Source organism: Prevotella sp. (assembly GCF_051059605.1).
Lineage (GTDB): Bacteria > Bacteroidota > Bacteroidia > Bacteroidales > Bacteroidaceae > Prevotella.
The window spans coordinates 1,308,701-1,324,941 of sequence record NZ_CP050883.1 but is presented as its reverse complement, the minus strand read 5'-3'; the positions used below and the strand labels follow the sequence as shown (position 1 = coordinate 1,324,941).

Annotated in this window: 15 protein-coding genes and 2 tRNA genes; 13 read left to right on the top strand and 4 right to left on the bottom strand. The window is 36.5% G+C overall.

Annotated features, from left to right (window positions below; genetic code table 11):
• Positions 1–16 precede the first annotated feature (16 nt).
• The 3 genes from HEQ28_RS05450 to HEQ28_RS05440 all read left to right on the top strand — a co-directional run bounded on the left by HEQ28_RS05450 (position 17) and on the right by HEQ28_RS05440 (position 3,976).
• A complete protein-coding gene (locus HEQ28_RS05450) occupies positions 17–970 on the top strand; it encodes an SPFH domain-containing protein (RefSeq protein WP_434504150.1) in 954 nt (317 codons plus the stop codon).
• 74 nt (positions 971–1,044) lie between these two features.
• Positions 1,045–2,142, top strand: coding sequence for a non-hydrolyzing UDP-N-acetylglucosamine 2-epimerase (gene wecB / locus HEQ28_RS05445; protein WP_434504149.1), 1,098 nt, complete (start codon positions 1,045–1,047; stop codon positions 2,140–2,142).
• Between the two features lie 502 nt (positions 2,143–2,644).
• Positions 2,645–3,976: an MATE family efflux transporter gene (locus tag HEQ28_RS05440; RefSeq protein WP_434504148.1), complete on the top strand. Its 1,332-nt coding sequence runs from the start codon at positions 2,645–2,647 to the stop codon at positions 3,974–3,976.
• Here the strand turns inward: HEQ28_RS05440 and HEQ28_RS05435 are convergent.
• From HEQ28_RS05435 to HEQ28_RS05425, 3 genes are all read right to left on the bottom strand, one after another.
• Positions 3,973–4,539: a helix-turn-helix domain-containing protein gene (locus HEQ28_RS05435; RefSeq protein WP_434504147.1), complete on the bottom strand. Its 567-nt coding sequence runs from the start codon at positions 4,537–4,539 to the stop codon at positions 3,973–3,975. The two genes, HEQ28_RS05440 and HEQ28_RS05435, sit on opposite strands and share 4 nt — an antisense overlap.
• Before the next feature lie 65 nt (positions 4,540–4,604).
• Positions 4,605–4,686 (bottom strand) — tRNA-Tyr (locus tag HEQ28_RS05430).
• A gap of 2 nt (positions 4,687–4,688) precedes the next feature.
• Positions 4,689–4,766 (bottom strand) — tRNA-Val (locus HEQ28_RS05425).
• A 211-nt stretch (positions 4,767–4,977) separates the two neighbouring features.
• Here HEQ28_RS05425 and HEQ28_RS05420 point away from each other — a divergent pair.
• Together HEQ28_RS05420 and HEQ28_RS05415 are read left to right on the top strand one after the other, a co-directional pair.
• The gene (locus tag HEQ28_RS05420; protein ID WP_434504146.1) at positions 4,978–5,190 is read left to right on the top strand and encodes a heavy-metal-associated domain-containing protein; all 213 of its coding nucleotides are present in this window, start codon (positions 4,978–4,980) and stop codon (positions 5,188–5,190) included.
• Positions 5,191–5,204: 14 nt separating this feature from the next.
• Entirely contained in the window at positions 5,205–7,124 is a 1,920-nt protein-coding gene (locus HEQ28_RS05415; RefSeq protein ID WP_434504145.1) for a heavy metal translocating P-type ATPase, read from the top strand.
• Here the strand turns inward: HEQ28_RS05415 and HEQ28_RS05410 are convergent.
• Positions 7,121–7,909, bottom strand: coding sequence for a hypothetical protein (locus HEQ28_RS05410; RefSeq protein WP_434504144.1), 789 nt, complete (start codon positions 7,907–7,909; stop codon positions 7,121–7,123). The two genes, HEQ28_RS05415 and HEQ28_RS05410, sit on opposite strands and share 4 nt — an antisense overlap.
• Before the next feature lie 158 nt (positions 7,910–8,067).
• Between HEQ28_RS05410 and HEQ28_RS05405 the strand changes: the two genes are divergently transcribed.
• The 8 genes from HEQ28_RS05405 to ffh all read left to right on the top strand — a co-directional run bounded on the left by HEQ28_RS05405 (position 8,068) and on the right by ffh (position 16,228).
• Positions 8,068–8,670: a Tat pathway signal sequence gene (locus HEQ28_RS05405; RefSeq protein WP_434504143.1), complete on the top strand. Its 603-nt coding sequence runs from the start codon at positions 8,068–8,070 to the stop codon at positions 8,668–8,670.
• A 1-nt stretch (position 8,671) separates the two neighbouring features.
• Complete coding sequence (locus tag HEQ28_RS05400; RefSeq protein WP_434504142.1) at positions 8,672–9,574, top strand: tetratricopeptide repeat protein; 903 nt, start codon at positions 8,672–8,674, stop codon at positions 9,572–9,574.
• 269 nt (positions 9,575–9,843) lie between these two features.
• Positions 9,844–10,674: a prephenate dehydratase gene (locus HEQ28_RS05395; RefSeq protein WP_434504141.1), complete on the top strand. Its 831-nt coding sequence runs from the start codon at positions 9,844–9,846 to the stop codon at positions 10,672–10,674.
• Entirely contained in the window at positions 10,661–11,827 is a 1,167-nt protein-coding gene (locus HEQ28_RS05390; protein WP_434504140.1) for a pyridoxal phosphate-dependent aminotransferase, read from the top strand. The genes HEQ28_RS05395 and HEQ28_RS05390 overlap by 14 nt, the downstream gene beginning before the upstream one ends.
• Positions 11,828–11,865: 38 nt before the next feature.
• Positions 11,866–12,933: a chorismate mutase gene (locus tag HEQ28_RS05385; protein WP_434504139.1), complete on the top strand. Its 1,068-nt coding sequence runs from the start codon at positions 11,866–11,868 to the stop codon at positions 12,931–12,933.
• A 1-nt stretch (position 12,934) separates the two neighbouring features.
• A complete protein-coding gene (locus HEQ28_RS05380) occupies positions 12,935–13,720 on the top strand; it encodes a prephenate dehydrogenase (RefSeq protein ID WP_434504138.1) in 786 nt (261 codons plus the stop codon).
• Positions 13,721–13,730: 10 nt separating this feature from the next.
• Positions 13,731–14,672: an endonuclease/exonuclease/phosphatase family protein gene (locus tag HEQ28_RS05375; protein ID WP_434504137.1), complete on the top strand. Its 942-nt coding sequence runs from the start codon at positions 13,731–13,733 to the stop codon at positions 14,670–14,672.
• A 206-nt stretch (positions 14,673–14,878) separates the two neighbouring features.
• Positions 14,879–16,228, top strand: a complete 1,350-nt coding sequence (ffh, locus tag HEQ28_RS05370) for a signal recognition particle protein (protein ID WP_434504136.1) — start codon at positions 14,879–14,881, stop codon at positions 16,226–16,228.
• Positions 16,229–16,241: the final 13 nt, after the last annotated feature.

The following is a 16,241-nucleotide window of genomic DNA, read 5'->3' as shown; positions in this document are numbered from 1 at the left end:
TAAATAAAATAAAATTATGAGTATTGCTTTTTATGCTTTAATTGCAGCCGTAGTGCTTGCAATCATCTTTATAAAGATGACGGTGGTAATAATTCCACAGAGTGAAACAAAAATTATAGAGCGACTTGGAAAGTATTTCGCAACCCTTAAGCCAGGTATTAACATTATTATTCCGTTTATAGACCGTTCAAAGGCAATGGTATCAATGTCTAATGGAAGATATATTTATACTAATACCATTGATCTTCGTGAGCAGGTTTATGATTTTGATAGACAAAATGTTATTACCAAAGATAATATTCAGATGCAGATAAACGCATTGTTGTATTTCCAGATTGTAGATCCGTTCAAAGCTGCATATGAGATTAATAACTTGCCAAACGCGATAGAGAAACTTACACAGACAACACTGCGTAATATCATAGGAGACATGGAACTTGACCAGACTTTGACAAGTCGTGATACCATAAATACCAGACTCCGTGGTGTACTTGATGACGCAACAAATAAGTGGGGTATAAAGGTGAACCGTGTTGAGTTGCAGGATATCACACCTCCTGAAAGCGTTTTGCAGGCAATGGAAAAGCAAATGCAGGCTGAACGTAATAAACGTGCTACAATCCTTACTAGTGAAGGAGATAAACAAGCTCAGATATTACAGAGTGAAGGTGACAAGGCTGCTATGATAAACCGTGCTGAAGCAGACAAGCAACAAGCCATATTACGTGCTGAAGGTGATGCTAATGCACGAATAAAGAAGGCTGAGGCTGAGGCTGTAGCAATACAAAAGATAACGGACGCTGTAGGAAAGTCTAGTAATCCTGCGAACTATTTGCTTGCGCAGAAATACATACAGATGCTACAGGAAGTTGCTGCTGGCGATAAGACAAAAACTGTATTCCTGCCTTATGAGGCGACGAATCTGATGGGAAGCATCGGGGGAATAAAGGAATTGTTCAAGGGAGAATAAAAAAATAGAGGCCGCAATAATTTGTGACCTCTATTTTTTTATTACCTTTGCATTAATATAAATAAGACACGAATATGAATATATGTATTGTAGTTGGCGCACGACCTAATTTCATAAAGGTGGCGCCTATAATAAGAGCTATAGCGAAAGCTCACGGAGAAGGACGTGATATCAGTTATAAACTGGTTTTTACAGGTAAAGAAGATGACAAGACAATAGAGGATTCTCTATTTGATGATCTTAATATTAATCGTCCCGATTCTTATCTTGGCGTTGATTGTGAGAACCTTAACGAACTTACAGGACTGGTTATGGCTAAGTTTGAATTATATCTTCAACAGAATCCTACTGATACAGTTATAGTCGTTGATGACTTGGCAAGTACTATGGCAGCTGCAATCGTGACTAAGAAACAAGGAATAAGACTTGCCCATATAGCAGCTGGTACAAGAAGTTTTGATATTTCTATGCCGAAAGAGATAAACAGACTTGTAATTGATGGCTTGAGCGATATACTCTTTACTGCAGGAATAAGCAACAATAATATTGCCAACAAGGAAGGTGCAGAATTGAGCAAAGTTTATATGGTAGGTAATATATTGATTGATAATCTTAGATATAATCATAGTAGATTGAAACGTCCGGAAGTTCTAGATAAACTAGGTCTTGAAGACAAGAAATATATATTGTTCACGCTTAACCGTAAGGCTTTGATAGGAGATGAGGCTCATCTAGAAAAGTTGATTAAAGCGATGATACGCGGAATGAAAGATTCAACAATGCCAATAATAGCTTCGTTGCGTGGAAAGGCAGCAAAGGTAGTCGCTGATATCGTTGCATCAACTAGTTTCCCTTCTATTATGAAGATAATTGAACCACAGAGCTATCTTGACTTTGGATATATAACTGCAAATGCTTGCGGTATTATCACTGACAGTGGAAATGTAGCAGAGGAAGCAACATTCAATCAGGTTCCATGCATCACATTGAATAGCTATACTGAACATATTGAAACTGTAAAGGTTGGTACAAATGTGCTTGTAGGTGAAGATCCTGATAGTCTTTGTTCTGCTTTGGAAGAAATGGTTGATGGAAATTGGAAGAAAGCTGGCATCCCAGATAGATGGGATGGAAGAAGCGCAGAGAGAATATTACAAATTCTTAGTTGTTAGTTTTGTTGTTTTCGTACACAATTTTTTATGGTATTTTTGTTTAAAATTGTGTACGGAAACATAGTTAAAAAATGTATTTTTACTTGCTTTTTGTTATTTCTTTTTCTTTCTTTGTAAAAAGATAATTCTTCTCTAAGGCAAGATAAAAAATAGTAAATTGAATTCGCATTAAGCATTACTCAAGTGTAAATAAATACTTAAACTTTAATATTGAGTGTACTGACATTTTTAGTTAATATAATAATGATAAGTAAAGTCTCTATTTAACGTAATAATTTATTTTCGCATTTATAAGCTTCAAGTTTTTCGATAGTAATTAGCAAATAGAAGATTATTCAGGATGTTTTTTTTAAAAATGTCGAATGACAAAAATGAATGATTATTTCGCGCCATATACATTGTTGTATGTGGCGCTTTTATAAGTATGAGCAACTACTTATTATTGTTAATGCACACCATTTCTTTGTATGTTTGCAAAAATAGCAATACTTTTGTATTCGCAATGCAAAAAATAGATAATTACACTTTTTTGACGTCTGCACCTGTAGACAAGGTTATATTGACAATGGCTGTTCCAACTATTATATCAATGCTTGTAACGAGTTTGTATAATATGGCAGATACTTTTTTTGTAGGAAAACTTAGTACCCAAGCAACAGCATCTGTAGGAATCGTGTTCTCCGTGATGTTCTTTATTCAGGCTTTTGGATTTTTTTTTGGTCATGGTTCAGGTAATTATATCTCTCGCGAATTAGGCGCAAAGCGTCACAAGAATGCTCAAAAAATGGCGAGTACAGCATTCTTCTATTCAATGATGTGTGGTTTGCTATTTACTGTTGTTGGCGAAATTTTTCTAAAACCTCTTTCTATTTTGCTTGGTAGTACTCCAACAATATTGCCATACACTGAGGATTATATGGGAGTAATATTACTTGGTGCGCCTTTTCTCACAGCTTCTTTGACCATCAATAATCAAATGAGATTTCAAGGTAATGCAAGATTTGCAATGTGGGGAATAGTTACAGGTACATTAATTAATGTAGTGCTCAATCCATTGTTTATTTTTGGATTTAATATGGGAGTGCGTGGATCGGCTTTAGCAACAGTTATTGGACAAATAATATCTTTTTGCATATTGCTGCGTCTTTCATATATAAATCAAAATATAGGAATTCATTTTAAAAACTTTTCTCCGTCATGGAATGCAATTCGTGAAATATTTTATGGAGGTAGTCCTTCGCTTTCACGCCAGGGACTGGAGTGTACAGCCACAATAGTACTAAATCTATCAGCCGGAGCTTTTGGAGATGCTGCAATAGCCGCAATGAGCATCGTTACTAGGATAGCTATGTTTATTATGTCTATTGTCATTGGCTTGGGACAAGGTTTTCAGCCTTTATGTGGCTTTTGTTATGGTGCAAAGTTGTATTCTAGACTAAAAAAGGGATATTGGTTTACCGTTAAATTAGGTACATTGTTTCTGATTATGTGTGCTGTTGTTGGTTTATCATTCAGTAATGATATTATTGGGTTATTCAGAAATGATCCTGAAGTTATTAAAATAGGAAGTGCAGCTTTGGGCTGGCAGCTTTTAGGATATCCATTCAATGAATTTACAATGGTTAGTAACATGTGTACTCAGACATGTCGTAAGCCTTGGCGTGCTAATTTGTTGGCATCAGCAAGAAGAGGTTTGTTTTTCATACCATTGATAATCATACTTCCAAAATGCTTTGGCTTGTTCGGTTTAGAGATAACACAGTTGATAAGTGATAGCTTAGCATGCATGCTAACTATTCCAATAATGATATATACATTTAGGGAGTTACGCTAGATACTATCCAGATTCCTTCTATTGTTTTTGCCTAGAGCCTTGAACTCTGTTGGTGTCATTCCTGTTACGCTTTTGAACTGACTGCTTAGATAAGCTACACTTGAATAATTCATCTTTAATGATATTTGCGTGAGGCTTAGTTCGTCATATCTTATAAGTTCCTTAACTCTTTCAATGCGCTGCTCGATATAGTAGCGCTCTATTGTAATCCCTGTCACTTCACTGAAAAGTTTACTAAGTGCGCTATAATCGCTATTCAGTTGAGAGGATAGATAGTCGCTAATAGTCTGTGTTGATTTACTGTCATGATAATGGACAAGTTTGATAATGGCAGATTTAACTTTACCAATTGTCTGTTGACGATGATCGTCAAGAAGTTCAAATCCCAATGTATCAAGTTCGTTTCGTAATTTGTTGAGCATTGTTTCGTCAATGACATCATTAAGTTTTACAACACCAAGTTCCAGATCGGTAATATGCAATCCGTTGTCAGCCATAATCTTTCTGACAGCCATTTTGCAGCGGTCGCAAACCATATTCTTTATGTATAAAATTTTTTCCATAAAAATAATTATTTGCAGTAAAACAAAAAAAGAGATTTAGCATTAACTAAATCTCTTCTGTGGAGTGGGTGGTGATGGATTCGAACCACCGTAGGCATAGCCAGCAGATTTACAGTCTGCCCCATTTGGCCACTCTGGTAACCACCCTTTGGTGGGCGTTGACGGATTCGAACCGCCGACCCTCTGCTTGTAAGGCAGATGCTCTAAACCAGCTGAGCTAAACGCCCTTATCTCTGTAAGGCGCGGCAAAGGTAAGGACTTTATTTCGGATATGCAAATTTTGCTCATATATTTTTACTTATTTTAAGTAATATACCGTAAATGTGGCTGTTTTAGGCTTGTAAATGGAAGAAAATTATAAGAAACTTCCATAATATTATAACACAGTTGAATGATAAATCATTAATTTTGCAACAGTAATAATCAAAAACAAATGTTATGACAAAGAAAATTTATAGTGTAGATGGTATGAAGTGTGTACATTGTAAGGCAAATGTGGAAAACGCTATTAAGTCAATTAATGGAGTAAATGACGCTGTAGCTGACATTGAAGCCAAAAATGTGACAGTTGACTTTGACCAAGCTCTTGTATGTGATAATGGCATTAAGAGTGCTGTTGAAAATTCTGGTCGTTATGAATTAAAGGTATAAACGTATTATCATTTATGAAAAAAGTTATTCCTATTGTTGGCATGGCATGCTCTGCATGTTCTGCCAACGTTGAACGCAAATTGAATTCCTTAGAAGGAATAAATGAAGCATCAGTATCGTTACCTGGACGTTCTGCGCTTATAGATTTCAACCCCGATGTTATTTCTCTTGAAAAGATGAAGCACGAGATTAATAATATTGGGTATGATATGGTTGTTGAGGCTGATCGTAGTTTAGAGGAAATTGAAAAACGCAGTTTTGTTATATTGAAACATAAAACAATCTTGGCGTGGATATTCTCTATAATAGTTATGTCTATATCTATGATGTGGGTCGATTTGGGAAGTAGAGATAATGCAAATCAGGTGGCTATGATAATATCTTTGTTCGCAATGATATATTGCGGTAGACAATTTTTTATATCTGCATGGAAAAATCTAAAAAATGGCAGTGCCAATATGGATACTCTAGTGGCATTATCTACATCGATAAGTTTTGTGTTTAGTGTATTCAATATATTTTTGGGAAATGATTATTGGGCAAAAGAAGGCATCGAGGCTCATACATATTATGATGCTTGCGTTATGATAATCACTTTTGTCTTAACTGGTAGGCTTTTAGAGGAAAAGGCTAAAGATGGCACTGCGTCTTCCATACGACAATTGATGGGGATGCAACCTAAAACTGCAAGAATAGTCGCGGGGGATAATATTGAAGATGTTCCGATTTCAACTATAGAGAAGGGGGATATACTAGAAGTCAGATCTGGTGATAAAATACCTGTTGATGGTGTTGTCACAATGGCTGAAAGTTTTATGAATAGTAATGCTGCCTATGTTGATGAAAGTATGATAACTGGTGAACCAACTCCTTCAGAAAAGATAAAAGGCAGTAATGTAATAGCTGGAACTATACCAAGCCAAGGCAAGATTAGAATGAAGGCTATGCAGATAGGTGAGGATACAGCAATTGCACATATAATACGAATGGTCGAGCTGGCGCAAGGAAGTAAAGCTCCTGTTCAACGAATTGTGGACAAAGCTGCACTAGTTTTTGTGCCGATTATTGTAGTTTTGTCTTTGATAACTTTTCTTTCATGGTGGTTTATAGGAGGTGGTAATTTTCTCCCTCAAGCTATAATATCTGCGATTTCGGTGTTAGTTATTGCGTGTCCGTGCGCAATGGGATTGGCTACGCCTACAGCACTAATGGTTGGTATAGGTAAAGCTGCGCGTGAGCAAGTTTTGATAAAGGATGCTACAGCTTTGGAAAAAATGAGAAAAGTTAATGCTGTTGTCATAGATAAAACGGGAACTCTTACTATTCCAAATAAAAATATTGATTTTACCAATGTTGATGGGTTGTCGCTTGAGGATAGGGAAAAGCTTAAACCAAACGCAAAGGAAGCTATGACAGAATTGCAAAATATGGGTATAGAAATTTATATGATGAGTGGCGACAAGGAAGAGGCTGCAAGATATTGGGCTGAAAAAGCTGGTATAACTAATTATAAAAGTAAAGTACTTCCGCAAGATAAGGAAAATATCGTAATGGAATTACAAAAACAAGGGAAGATTGTTGCTATGATCGGTGATGGAATAAACGACACTCAGGCTCTTGCTTTGGCAGACGTGAGTATTGCGATTGGGAATGGTACTGATGTTGCAATGGATGTAGCGCAAGTGACCCTTCTTGGTGACGATCTCAGAAATATACCAAAAGCTATTAGATTAAGTGGAAAGACTGTTAAAATGATATGGGAAAATTTATTTTGGGCTTTTATATATAATATAATATGTATCCCATTAGCTGCAGGAGTAATGTACATTTTTGGTATTAACTTCCAGATAACGCCTATGTGGTCTAGCGCATTGATGGCTTTTTCTAGTGTCAGCGTGGTACTCAACAGCCTTCGCCTAAAATATGCTGCTTAGCGCTGTTGAGGAACAGGGTAGTTGTATTGGTCGAAATAGTTAAATCCTTTGTTGTTGTACCATGCACTCTCTACATTTAACTGTATTGAGAAAGATGGACTGAAATTATATTTAACAGCAGCACCGATGATGTCAGCACCAGGCATTCCCATTGAAGACCCCATTGTGCCGTAACCCATTCCATACATATATGGTCCATACATGTACCTATTATATGTATTATAATAATTACTGTAATTATTGGCGACACTTTTCTGTCCGTATACCCATGCTTCCAAATGGTCATTGAATTTGTATCCTAAAGCTGCATAAAGTGCACCGTCCTTGTATGAATCACCGCCCCAGTTCGTGTTCTGTATGTATCCACCAGCCGCAAGCCATAACTTGTTGTCTTTAGTTAGTGGAGCTAAATATGTGGCATTGAGGCGTTGGGTAAAACCTCCATGGTGTGGAAGGTTGTGACCTATAGTGGCAAAAGCAGATAAGTCTACAGAGACGTTAAGTCCACGATGTAGTCCCCAACCATAATCATTTAGGTAAGGTGATAACATTGTAGGGGCTACCACGTCATTGGATTTATTTTCTTTGTTTTCAACAAACTCTATTTTATGAGCTTCTCCTGAATATACTATTTTAGCAGTATCGTTATAAATTGTGTCACCTGGCAATAGCCATCCCTCACGAGGCGAATCGAAGCTATGAAGCGGTCCCTCGTGGATAACATTCTGAGCATTTGCTGTAATGCAGCATAATACAGATAATATAGATATAAAGATTCTGTTCATTGGGCACAAAGATACTAAATGATTAAGTATTAATGACGTATGATTAGTTTTTTTTATTATAACAATATTAAAATAATGTTGTATGCTTAAATTAACTGAAAATATTTTGTATTTATGTTGGTTTACTTTACTTTTGTAGCATTATAAATAATAAACTTATGAAAAAGAATCTGATATATCTTATGTTTTTAGCATTTGGAATAACAGTCCTTCCTGCCAATGCCCAGACAAACAATAATGCCCAGAAAGAAACTTTGGTTAAAAAGGTTTCAACGTTTTGGAAGAAAACAAAGAAACAGGTCTCTAAAACGGGAAAAAATATCGGTGATGCTATTGGTGTTGATGAACTGGCAAAAAAGAATAACGAAGATTTAAAAGAGATCGATGGTGTGAAATTTATGCCAATCTATACTACTGATCTTTTTGTAAACAACAATCTCTCTGATGATGAAGAACAAATAAAGATCAGTAAGGAAGAGTTTGTCCGTAAATATCCTGATGCTAAGATCATACATTGTGTAGTTCCTCAAAAGGATTGGATAATGACAGCCATCAAGGAAGGAAGCAAGATAACAGGCTATCGTAGATATGCATATTGTTATCTCTTGGCTAAAGACGGAACTGATGGATATATAAATGTACGTTTCCTTTTTATGGAGTATCGTGATGCTGGAGAAAATTATGTCAAGAGTGCTAACTGGCCTAAATGGGATCGTACAGACATAATACCTAATAATGTATATTCTAAACTTGCAGAATAATATGAATCTATTAAAAAAGCTTTTTGGTGGAAACACCGAAATATCAGAAAAGGACAAATTGCGTGAAAAAGTGCGCAACTTTGACATGTTAAAATACGAAGGAGTAAGAGCCTTAAAAAAAGGACAGTCTGCATATGCTTTGGAATGCTTTGAAAAAGCGTTGGAGATTGATCCTGAACTAGAATTAAGGGATTATTACTCACAGGCATTAATAATGAATAATAAGTTGGGACCAGCGTTGGAGCAGTTGGATGAAATGTCAAAGGCGCAACCTGACAACATACTTATATACATGCGAATGGCAAACGTAGCATATATGTTAGAAGATTATGATGCAATGACTCATGCATGTATTGAAGCTTTACGTATAGATGATAATAATTCTGAGGCAAACTATATTTATGCCCGTGCATGTATTGGCAAGAACGAACTTATTAATGCTCTTGCATTGCTTACAAAAGCTATAACTGCGAATGAAAAATATGATAGCGCATACTTATTAAGAAGTGAGACTCTGCTAAAAATGGGTGACTTAAACAGTGCTGAAAATGATGCAAAGTGGTTAGCTGAAAATGCAGAAAGCAGTGAGGATATACTTCTCTTGAGAGCAAGAATAGCAAAAGCTAAGGGTGAAAGTGATATAGCTCTGGAATTTTATGCTAAGGTTATAGAGCAAAATCCATTTTGTATTGATGCTTTTAAAGAACGTGGTGCTTTAAAGTTGTCATTAGGCGATAAAGAAGGAGCTGAAGAGGATATGCGACAAGTTCTTGAATTGAATCCAAAGGAACAAAACGGTATAAATGGAGAGTTTACAGCCGAGGGAACAGAAAACATACAGCAGAAGGTTGAACAAGCATATCGCAGTGTAGATCCTTATGGAATAGGTGGTATAGGTCTATAGAATATAAAAAATGAAAGCAAAACGGTAATTTTTGTTGTAATTCTTTTGGTGGAGTCAAATAAAAGTTATACTTTTGCAACCGATAATAACAAAAAACAAAAAAGTTATGAATAATTCATACGCATCTTTTTATTACTTTTATTTTTACTTTGCAAGGATTTGTGAAGCGGGAAGTTGCGTGTAAATTTCGACTTATAGAAAAATGAAATTAAAATAAATACGAAACGGTCCCGCTCTAAAGAGTGAGACCGTTTTTTGTTAAAGAAAATATGAAAAGAATTGCAATACAAGGTGAGATAGGTTCGTTCCATGATATAGCTGCGCATCAATACTTTAATGATGAGCAGATTGAACTTATATGCTGTTCTACATTTGAACAGGTGTTTGAAAATATCAAGAATGACCCTACGGTGATCGGAATCATAGCAATAGAGAATACAATAGCTGGTTCTTTGTTGCATAATTATGACTTGCTTAGAGAGAGTGGTGTGACGGTTGTTGGTGAACATAAGTTGCATATTGAACATTCTATATGTTGCCTACCAGACGATAACTGGGATACAATAACCGAAGTTCATTCTCATCCAGTCGCTTTGGCACAGTGTCGCAACTTTTTAGAAAATCATCCAGAGATGAAAGCTGTTGAGGCAGAAGATACAGCTGGTAGTGCTGAATATATTTCAAGTCATAATATTCACGGATGGGCAGCGATATGTTCGTCCCGTGCTGCAAATATATATGGAATGAAGATATTACAGGAGGACATACATGACAATAAGCATAACTATACACGCTTTTTAGTTGTAAGTAATCCACACAAGGCTGCCTTATTAAGAGAAGTTGAAAAAAGTAACAAGTCGAGTCTTGTATTTAGTTTGGCACATGAGGAGGGGAGTCTTAGTAAAGTGCTTACAATATTAAGTTTCTATGATGTCAACCTGACGAAAATTCAGTCCTTACCAATTATCGGACATGAATGGGAATACTTGTTTTATGTAGATGTGTCGTTTGACAATCTTACTAGGTATCGTCAGAGCATTGATGCAATAACACCGTTGGTAAAGAATATAAAAATACTTGGAGAATATGAAACCTGCTAACAGAATTAATGAAATACAGGAATACTACTTTAGTAGGAAACTGAAAGAAGTTGCACAACTTAATGCCCAAGGGCTGGACATTATTAGTTTGGCTATTGGTAGTCCGGATATGCCACCGTCGCAGCAAACAATAGAAAAGCTCTGTGAAGTGGCAAAGCAAAGTGATGCCCATGGTTATCAACCAACTATGGGAACGCCGGAATTACGAGAGTCTATGGCTAATTTCTATAAGAAATGGTATGGAGTTGATATTAATCCAGCTACAGAAATACAACCTCTCATTGGTAGCAAGGAAGGTATTTTGCATACTACTTTGGCTTTTGTAAATCCTGGAGAAAAAGTTCTTGTACCTAATCCTGGTTATCCAACATATACAAGTTTGAGTAAGATTCTCGGAGCAAACGTTGTAAACTATAATTTACGAGAAGATAATGGATGGCAACCGGATTTCGATGAACTTGAAAAAATGGATCTCACAAACGTAAGATTGATGTGGGTTAACTATCCAAATATGCCAACCGGTGGAAATGCATGTATAGAAACTTACAGACGTTTGGTTGATTTTGCTAAAAAGCATGATATCATTGTGGTAAATGACAATCCTTACTCGTTTATACTGAATGAAGACAAGAAACTTTCAATATTGCAAATTCCTGGAGCAAAGGACTGTTGTATAGAATTTAATTCAATGAGTAAGGCTTTCAATATGCCAGGATGGCGTGTCGGACTATGTACGTCAAATGCCACATTCATAAGTTGGATATTAAAGATTAAAAGCAATATTGATAGTGGTACATTTCGTGGTATTCAGCTTGCGGCAGCCGAAGCATATAATACAAACAGTGAGGAGTGGCATCAAGAATACAATGTAAATGTATATCGTCGTAGAAGAGATATTGCTGAAGATATAATGAAGACTTTGGGATGCGAATTTGATAACCAACAAGTAGGAATGTTTCTTTGGGGCAAGATTCCTGAAAAATATTCAAATGTTGAAGAACTCACTGAACGAGTATTGCATGAGGCTAGGGTATTTATAACACCTGGTTTGATTTTCGGATCAAATGGTAAACGCTATGTAAGAATAAGCCTTTGTGCAAAAGATGAAAAACTAAAGATGGCACTTGATAGAATCAAAGCTATTAAATGGTAGTCTCGTAAATATGAATAGATAATAAAATATATACAATTATGGAACTCGAATTACAACCCCTTAATTTACCGAGTGATAATGAACGTCCTTCATGTGTTATTGCCGGACCTTGTTCGGCAGAAACAGAAGAGCAAGTACTTACGACAGCTAAAGAACTAGCAGCTAAGGGCTGTCATATATTTCGCGCAGGTATTTGGAAACCACGTACAAAACCTGGAGGTTTTGAAGGTAAAGGAGAAGAAGCTCTGCCTTGGATGAAAAAAGTAAAAGAACAAACAGGCATGCTCACAGCAACTGAAGTTGCAACTCCTGAGCATGTAGAGCAAGCTTTGAAATATGGTATAGACGTGTTGTGGGTAGGAGCACGTACAAGTGCAAATCCTTTTGCTATGCAGGCTTTGGCTGACAGTTTGAAAGGTGCTGATGTGACTGTTTTAGTTAAAAATCCAGTAAATCCAGATCTGGAATTATGGATTGGTGCCCTTCAACGTCTCAACCAATCAGGAATAAAGCGTCTTGGAGCAATACATCGTGGTTTCTCTAGCTATGATAAGAAGATTTATCGTAATCTCCCAATGTGGCAGATTCCAATAGAGTTGCACAGACGTATTCCAGAACTTCCAATAATCTGTGATCCAAGTCATATTGGTGGAAGGCGAGATCTTATCGCACCTCTTTGCCAACAGGCAATGGATTTAGGTTTTGATGGTCTTATTGTTGAGAGCCACTGCAATCCAGACGAGGCATGGAGCGATGCTAAACAGCAAGTAACTCCAGATATATTAGATTATATCCTCAGTTTGCTTGTTGTGCGTGATGAGCATACTACAACAGAGGGGCTGCGCCTACTTCGTTCACAAATTGATGAAATTGATAACCAATTGATGGATCTTCTTGCAAAAAGAATGCGAGTTTGTCGTGAAATTGGTACGTACAAGAAAGAACATAATATGACTGTGCTTCAGGCAACACGTTATAATGAAATACTAGAAAAACGCGGTGCACAAGCTAGTTTGTGTGGAATGAATCCTGAATTTGCAGCTCAGGTATTTGAGCATATTCATGAAGAGAGTGTGCGTCAGCAGTTGGAAATAGTAAATCAGTAAGATGAAAATATTGATAATGGGAGCAGGTAAGATGGGAAGTTTTTTCATCGACCTGCTCAGTTTTGAACATGAGGTGGCTGTATATGAGAAAGATGCCAAGAGAATGCGCTTTACATATAACTGCCAACGTTTTACAACATTGGGCGAAGTTAAGAACTTTGCCCCAGAATTGGTCATAAATGCAGTTACAGTTAAATATACATTATCTGCATTTAAGGAAATTTTGCCATATTTGCCAACGGAATGTATCGTTAGTGATATCGCAAGTGTAAAGACTGGTTTGAGGGATTTTTATGAGCAGAGTGGACATCCTTATGTTAGTACTCACCCTATGTTTGGTCCAACATTTGCAAATCTCAACCAACTTAGTGAAGAAAATGCAATCATAATTAGTGAGGGTGATTACATGGGACGCATATTCTTTAAAGATCTATATCAGAAACTTGGACTTAATATATATGAATACACCTTCCTTGAACATGATGAGACAGTAGCTTACTCATTGAGTATTCCGTTTGTGTCTACATTTGTTTTTGCAGCTGTAATGAAACATCAAGATGCTCCTGGAACCACTTTTAAGCGTCACATGCGCATTGCTAAAGGTGTATTGAATGAAGATGATTACCTGCTTCAGGAAATATTGTTCAATCCTTATACAAGCGGTCAGGTGTCTAAAATACGCGAGGAGTTGAAGGAACTGATGGATATTATTGATAAAAAAGATGCTAAAGCGATGAAAGCATATCTTACCAAGATTAGACAGCATGTAAAAGAGGATTTGGTATGACAATTCAATTATGAAAATATTTTATTTATTGCTCAGTATCTTTACTTTCGTCGAATTGAACTGTGAGAATCTTTTTGATACTCAACATGATTCACTGAAGAATGATACTGAGTTTCTTCCTGATAGCTATCATTATTGGAATAATGGTAGATATTGGAAGAAGCTTAACCATATTGGTCAGGAAATAATAGCATGTGGTGAGGATTCTGGACGCTGGGTACTCCCTGATATGGTTGCATTGTGTGAGGTTGAGAATGACAGTGTTATGCGTGACTTGACAAAGCGTTCCTTACTCCGTCAGGCCAGATATGAATATCTCGTGACGAATTCTCCAGATGAAAGAGGCATAGATGTGGCTTTATTATACTCTCCATTTGCATTCCAATTGATTGATTGGCATCCAATAAGGGTAACTCCGATAAAAGACATGAGACCGACTCGTGATATCCTTTATGCGTCAGGGAAAATTATCAGCGGTGATACTGTTCATGTATTTGTTGTTCATGCTCCAAGTAGAACTGGTGGTGAATTGGCTTCACGACCAAATAGAATGGCTGTTGCTAAGATACTTACTTCAGCTATTGATTCTGTAAAAGCAATCTCCCCATTGGCTAAGATTATTGTTGCTGGAGATTTTAATGACTATGCAAGTGATAAAAGTTTACAATATGTAAGCAATTTCGGAATGACTGATGTTTCGATTGATGCCCGTGGTAATAATGGGGCTAAAGGAACATATAAGTATAAAGGAGAATGGGGGAGCCTTGACCATGTTTTTTGCAGTAATACACTAAAATCATTGGTTATAAGTTGTAGCATCGCTGATTATAAGTTTCTTCTTGTTGAAGATGAAATTTATGGTGGTGTGCAGCCTTTCAGAAATTTTAGGGGCGCAAAATATCTTAATGGCTATAGTGATCATTTACCTTTGATTATGAAATTCAAACAGTAAGCGGCGATATTATCTAACAATACCATAAAAATATTTATGGAGAGTAAAGTAGAAACTCTATTAATTTTTTTTAAAATATTATCTAACACTCTTTTTTGTATTATTAATTATGTAATTTTGCATGAAAGCAATATAATACATTGTTTTTAAAAGATAAGATAAGTCTATCTTCAGGAAAAAGAGAATTATAAAAAAAGAAATATCATATGTTTGAAAATCTTAGTGATAGATTAGAGCGCTCATTCAAAATACTAAAGGGTGAGGGACAAATCACAGAAATAAATGTTGCTGAAACTCTTAAAGACGTGCGTAGAGCACTTCTTGATGCCGATGTTAACTACAAAGTCGCAAAATCTTTTGCTGATAATGTAAAGAAAAAGGCTATGGGTATGAACGTGCTTACTGCCGTGAAACCAGGTCAGTTGATGATCAAATTGGTTCATGACGAATTGGCAGAACTCATGGGAGGTGATACTGCAGAACTTAAACTTGATGGTCATCCTGCAATTATATTGATGAGTGGTCTTCAAGGTTCTGGTAAGACTACATTCAGTGGTAAACTAGCTAATATACTAAAGACAAAGAAAAATAAAAAGCCTTTATTGGTAGCTTGTGACGTGTATCGCCCTGCTGCTATTGAGCAGTTGAAAGTCGTTGGTGAACAAATAGACGTTCCTGTATATTCTGAGCCTGAGAATAAAAATGTGATTGATATTGCAAATAATGCGATACAAGAGGCTAAGGCTAAAGGGTATGATGTTGTTATTGTGGATACTGCCGGTCGACTTGCCGTTGATGAGCAGATGATGACAGAGATATCAAATCTTAAAATAGCCTTGAATCCTGATGAAACATTGTTTGTTGTCGATTCTATGACTGGTCAAGATGCTGTTAATACTGCTAAGGAATTTAATGATAGACTTGATTTTGATGGAGTCGTCCTTACCAAACTAGACGGTGATACGCGTGGTGGTGCTGCACTTTCTATCAGAACAGTTGTGACAAAACCAATTAAGTTTGTTGGTACTGGTGAGAAGATGGAAGCTATAGATGTATTCCATCCTTCACGTATGGCAGATCGAATTTTGGGAATGGGTGATATAGTTTCACTTGTTGAACGTGCTCAGGAACAGTTTGATGAGGAAGAAGCTAAAAGACTCCAGAGAAAAATACAGAAGAATAAGTTTGATTTCAATGACTTCCTTAATCAAATAGAGCAGATTAAAAAGATGGGAAATCTGAAAGACTTGGCTGGTATGATTCCTGGAGTAGGCAAGGCTATAAAAGATGTTGATATAGATGATAATGCTTTTAATGGTATTGAAGCTATTATTAGAAGTATGACCCCTGCAGAGCGTACAACTCCAGAAATCCTTAATACTAGTCGTCGTCAAAGAATAGCTAAAGGTTCTGGTACAAGCATACAGGAAGTTAATAAACTTGTGAAGCAGTTTGATCAGACTCGTAAGATGATGAAGATGGTTACTGGTAATCAGATGGCAGGCATGATGAGCCGCATGAAAGGTATGAAAATGCCGGGAATGCCAAAACTATAACATTAAATTATTA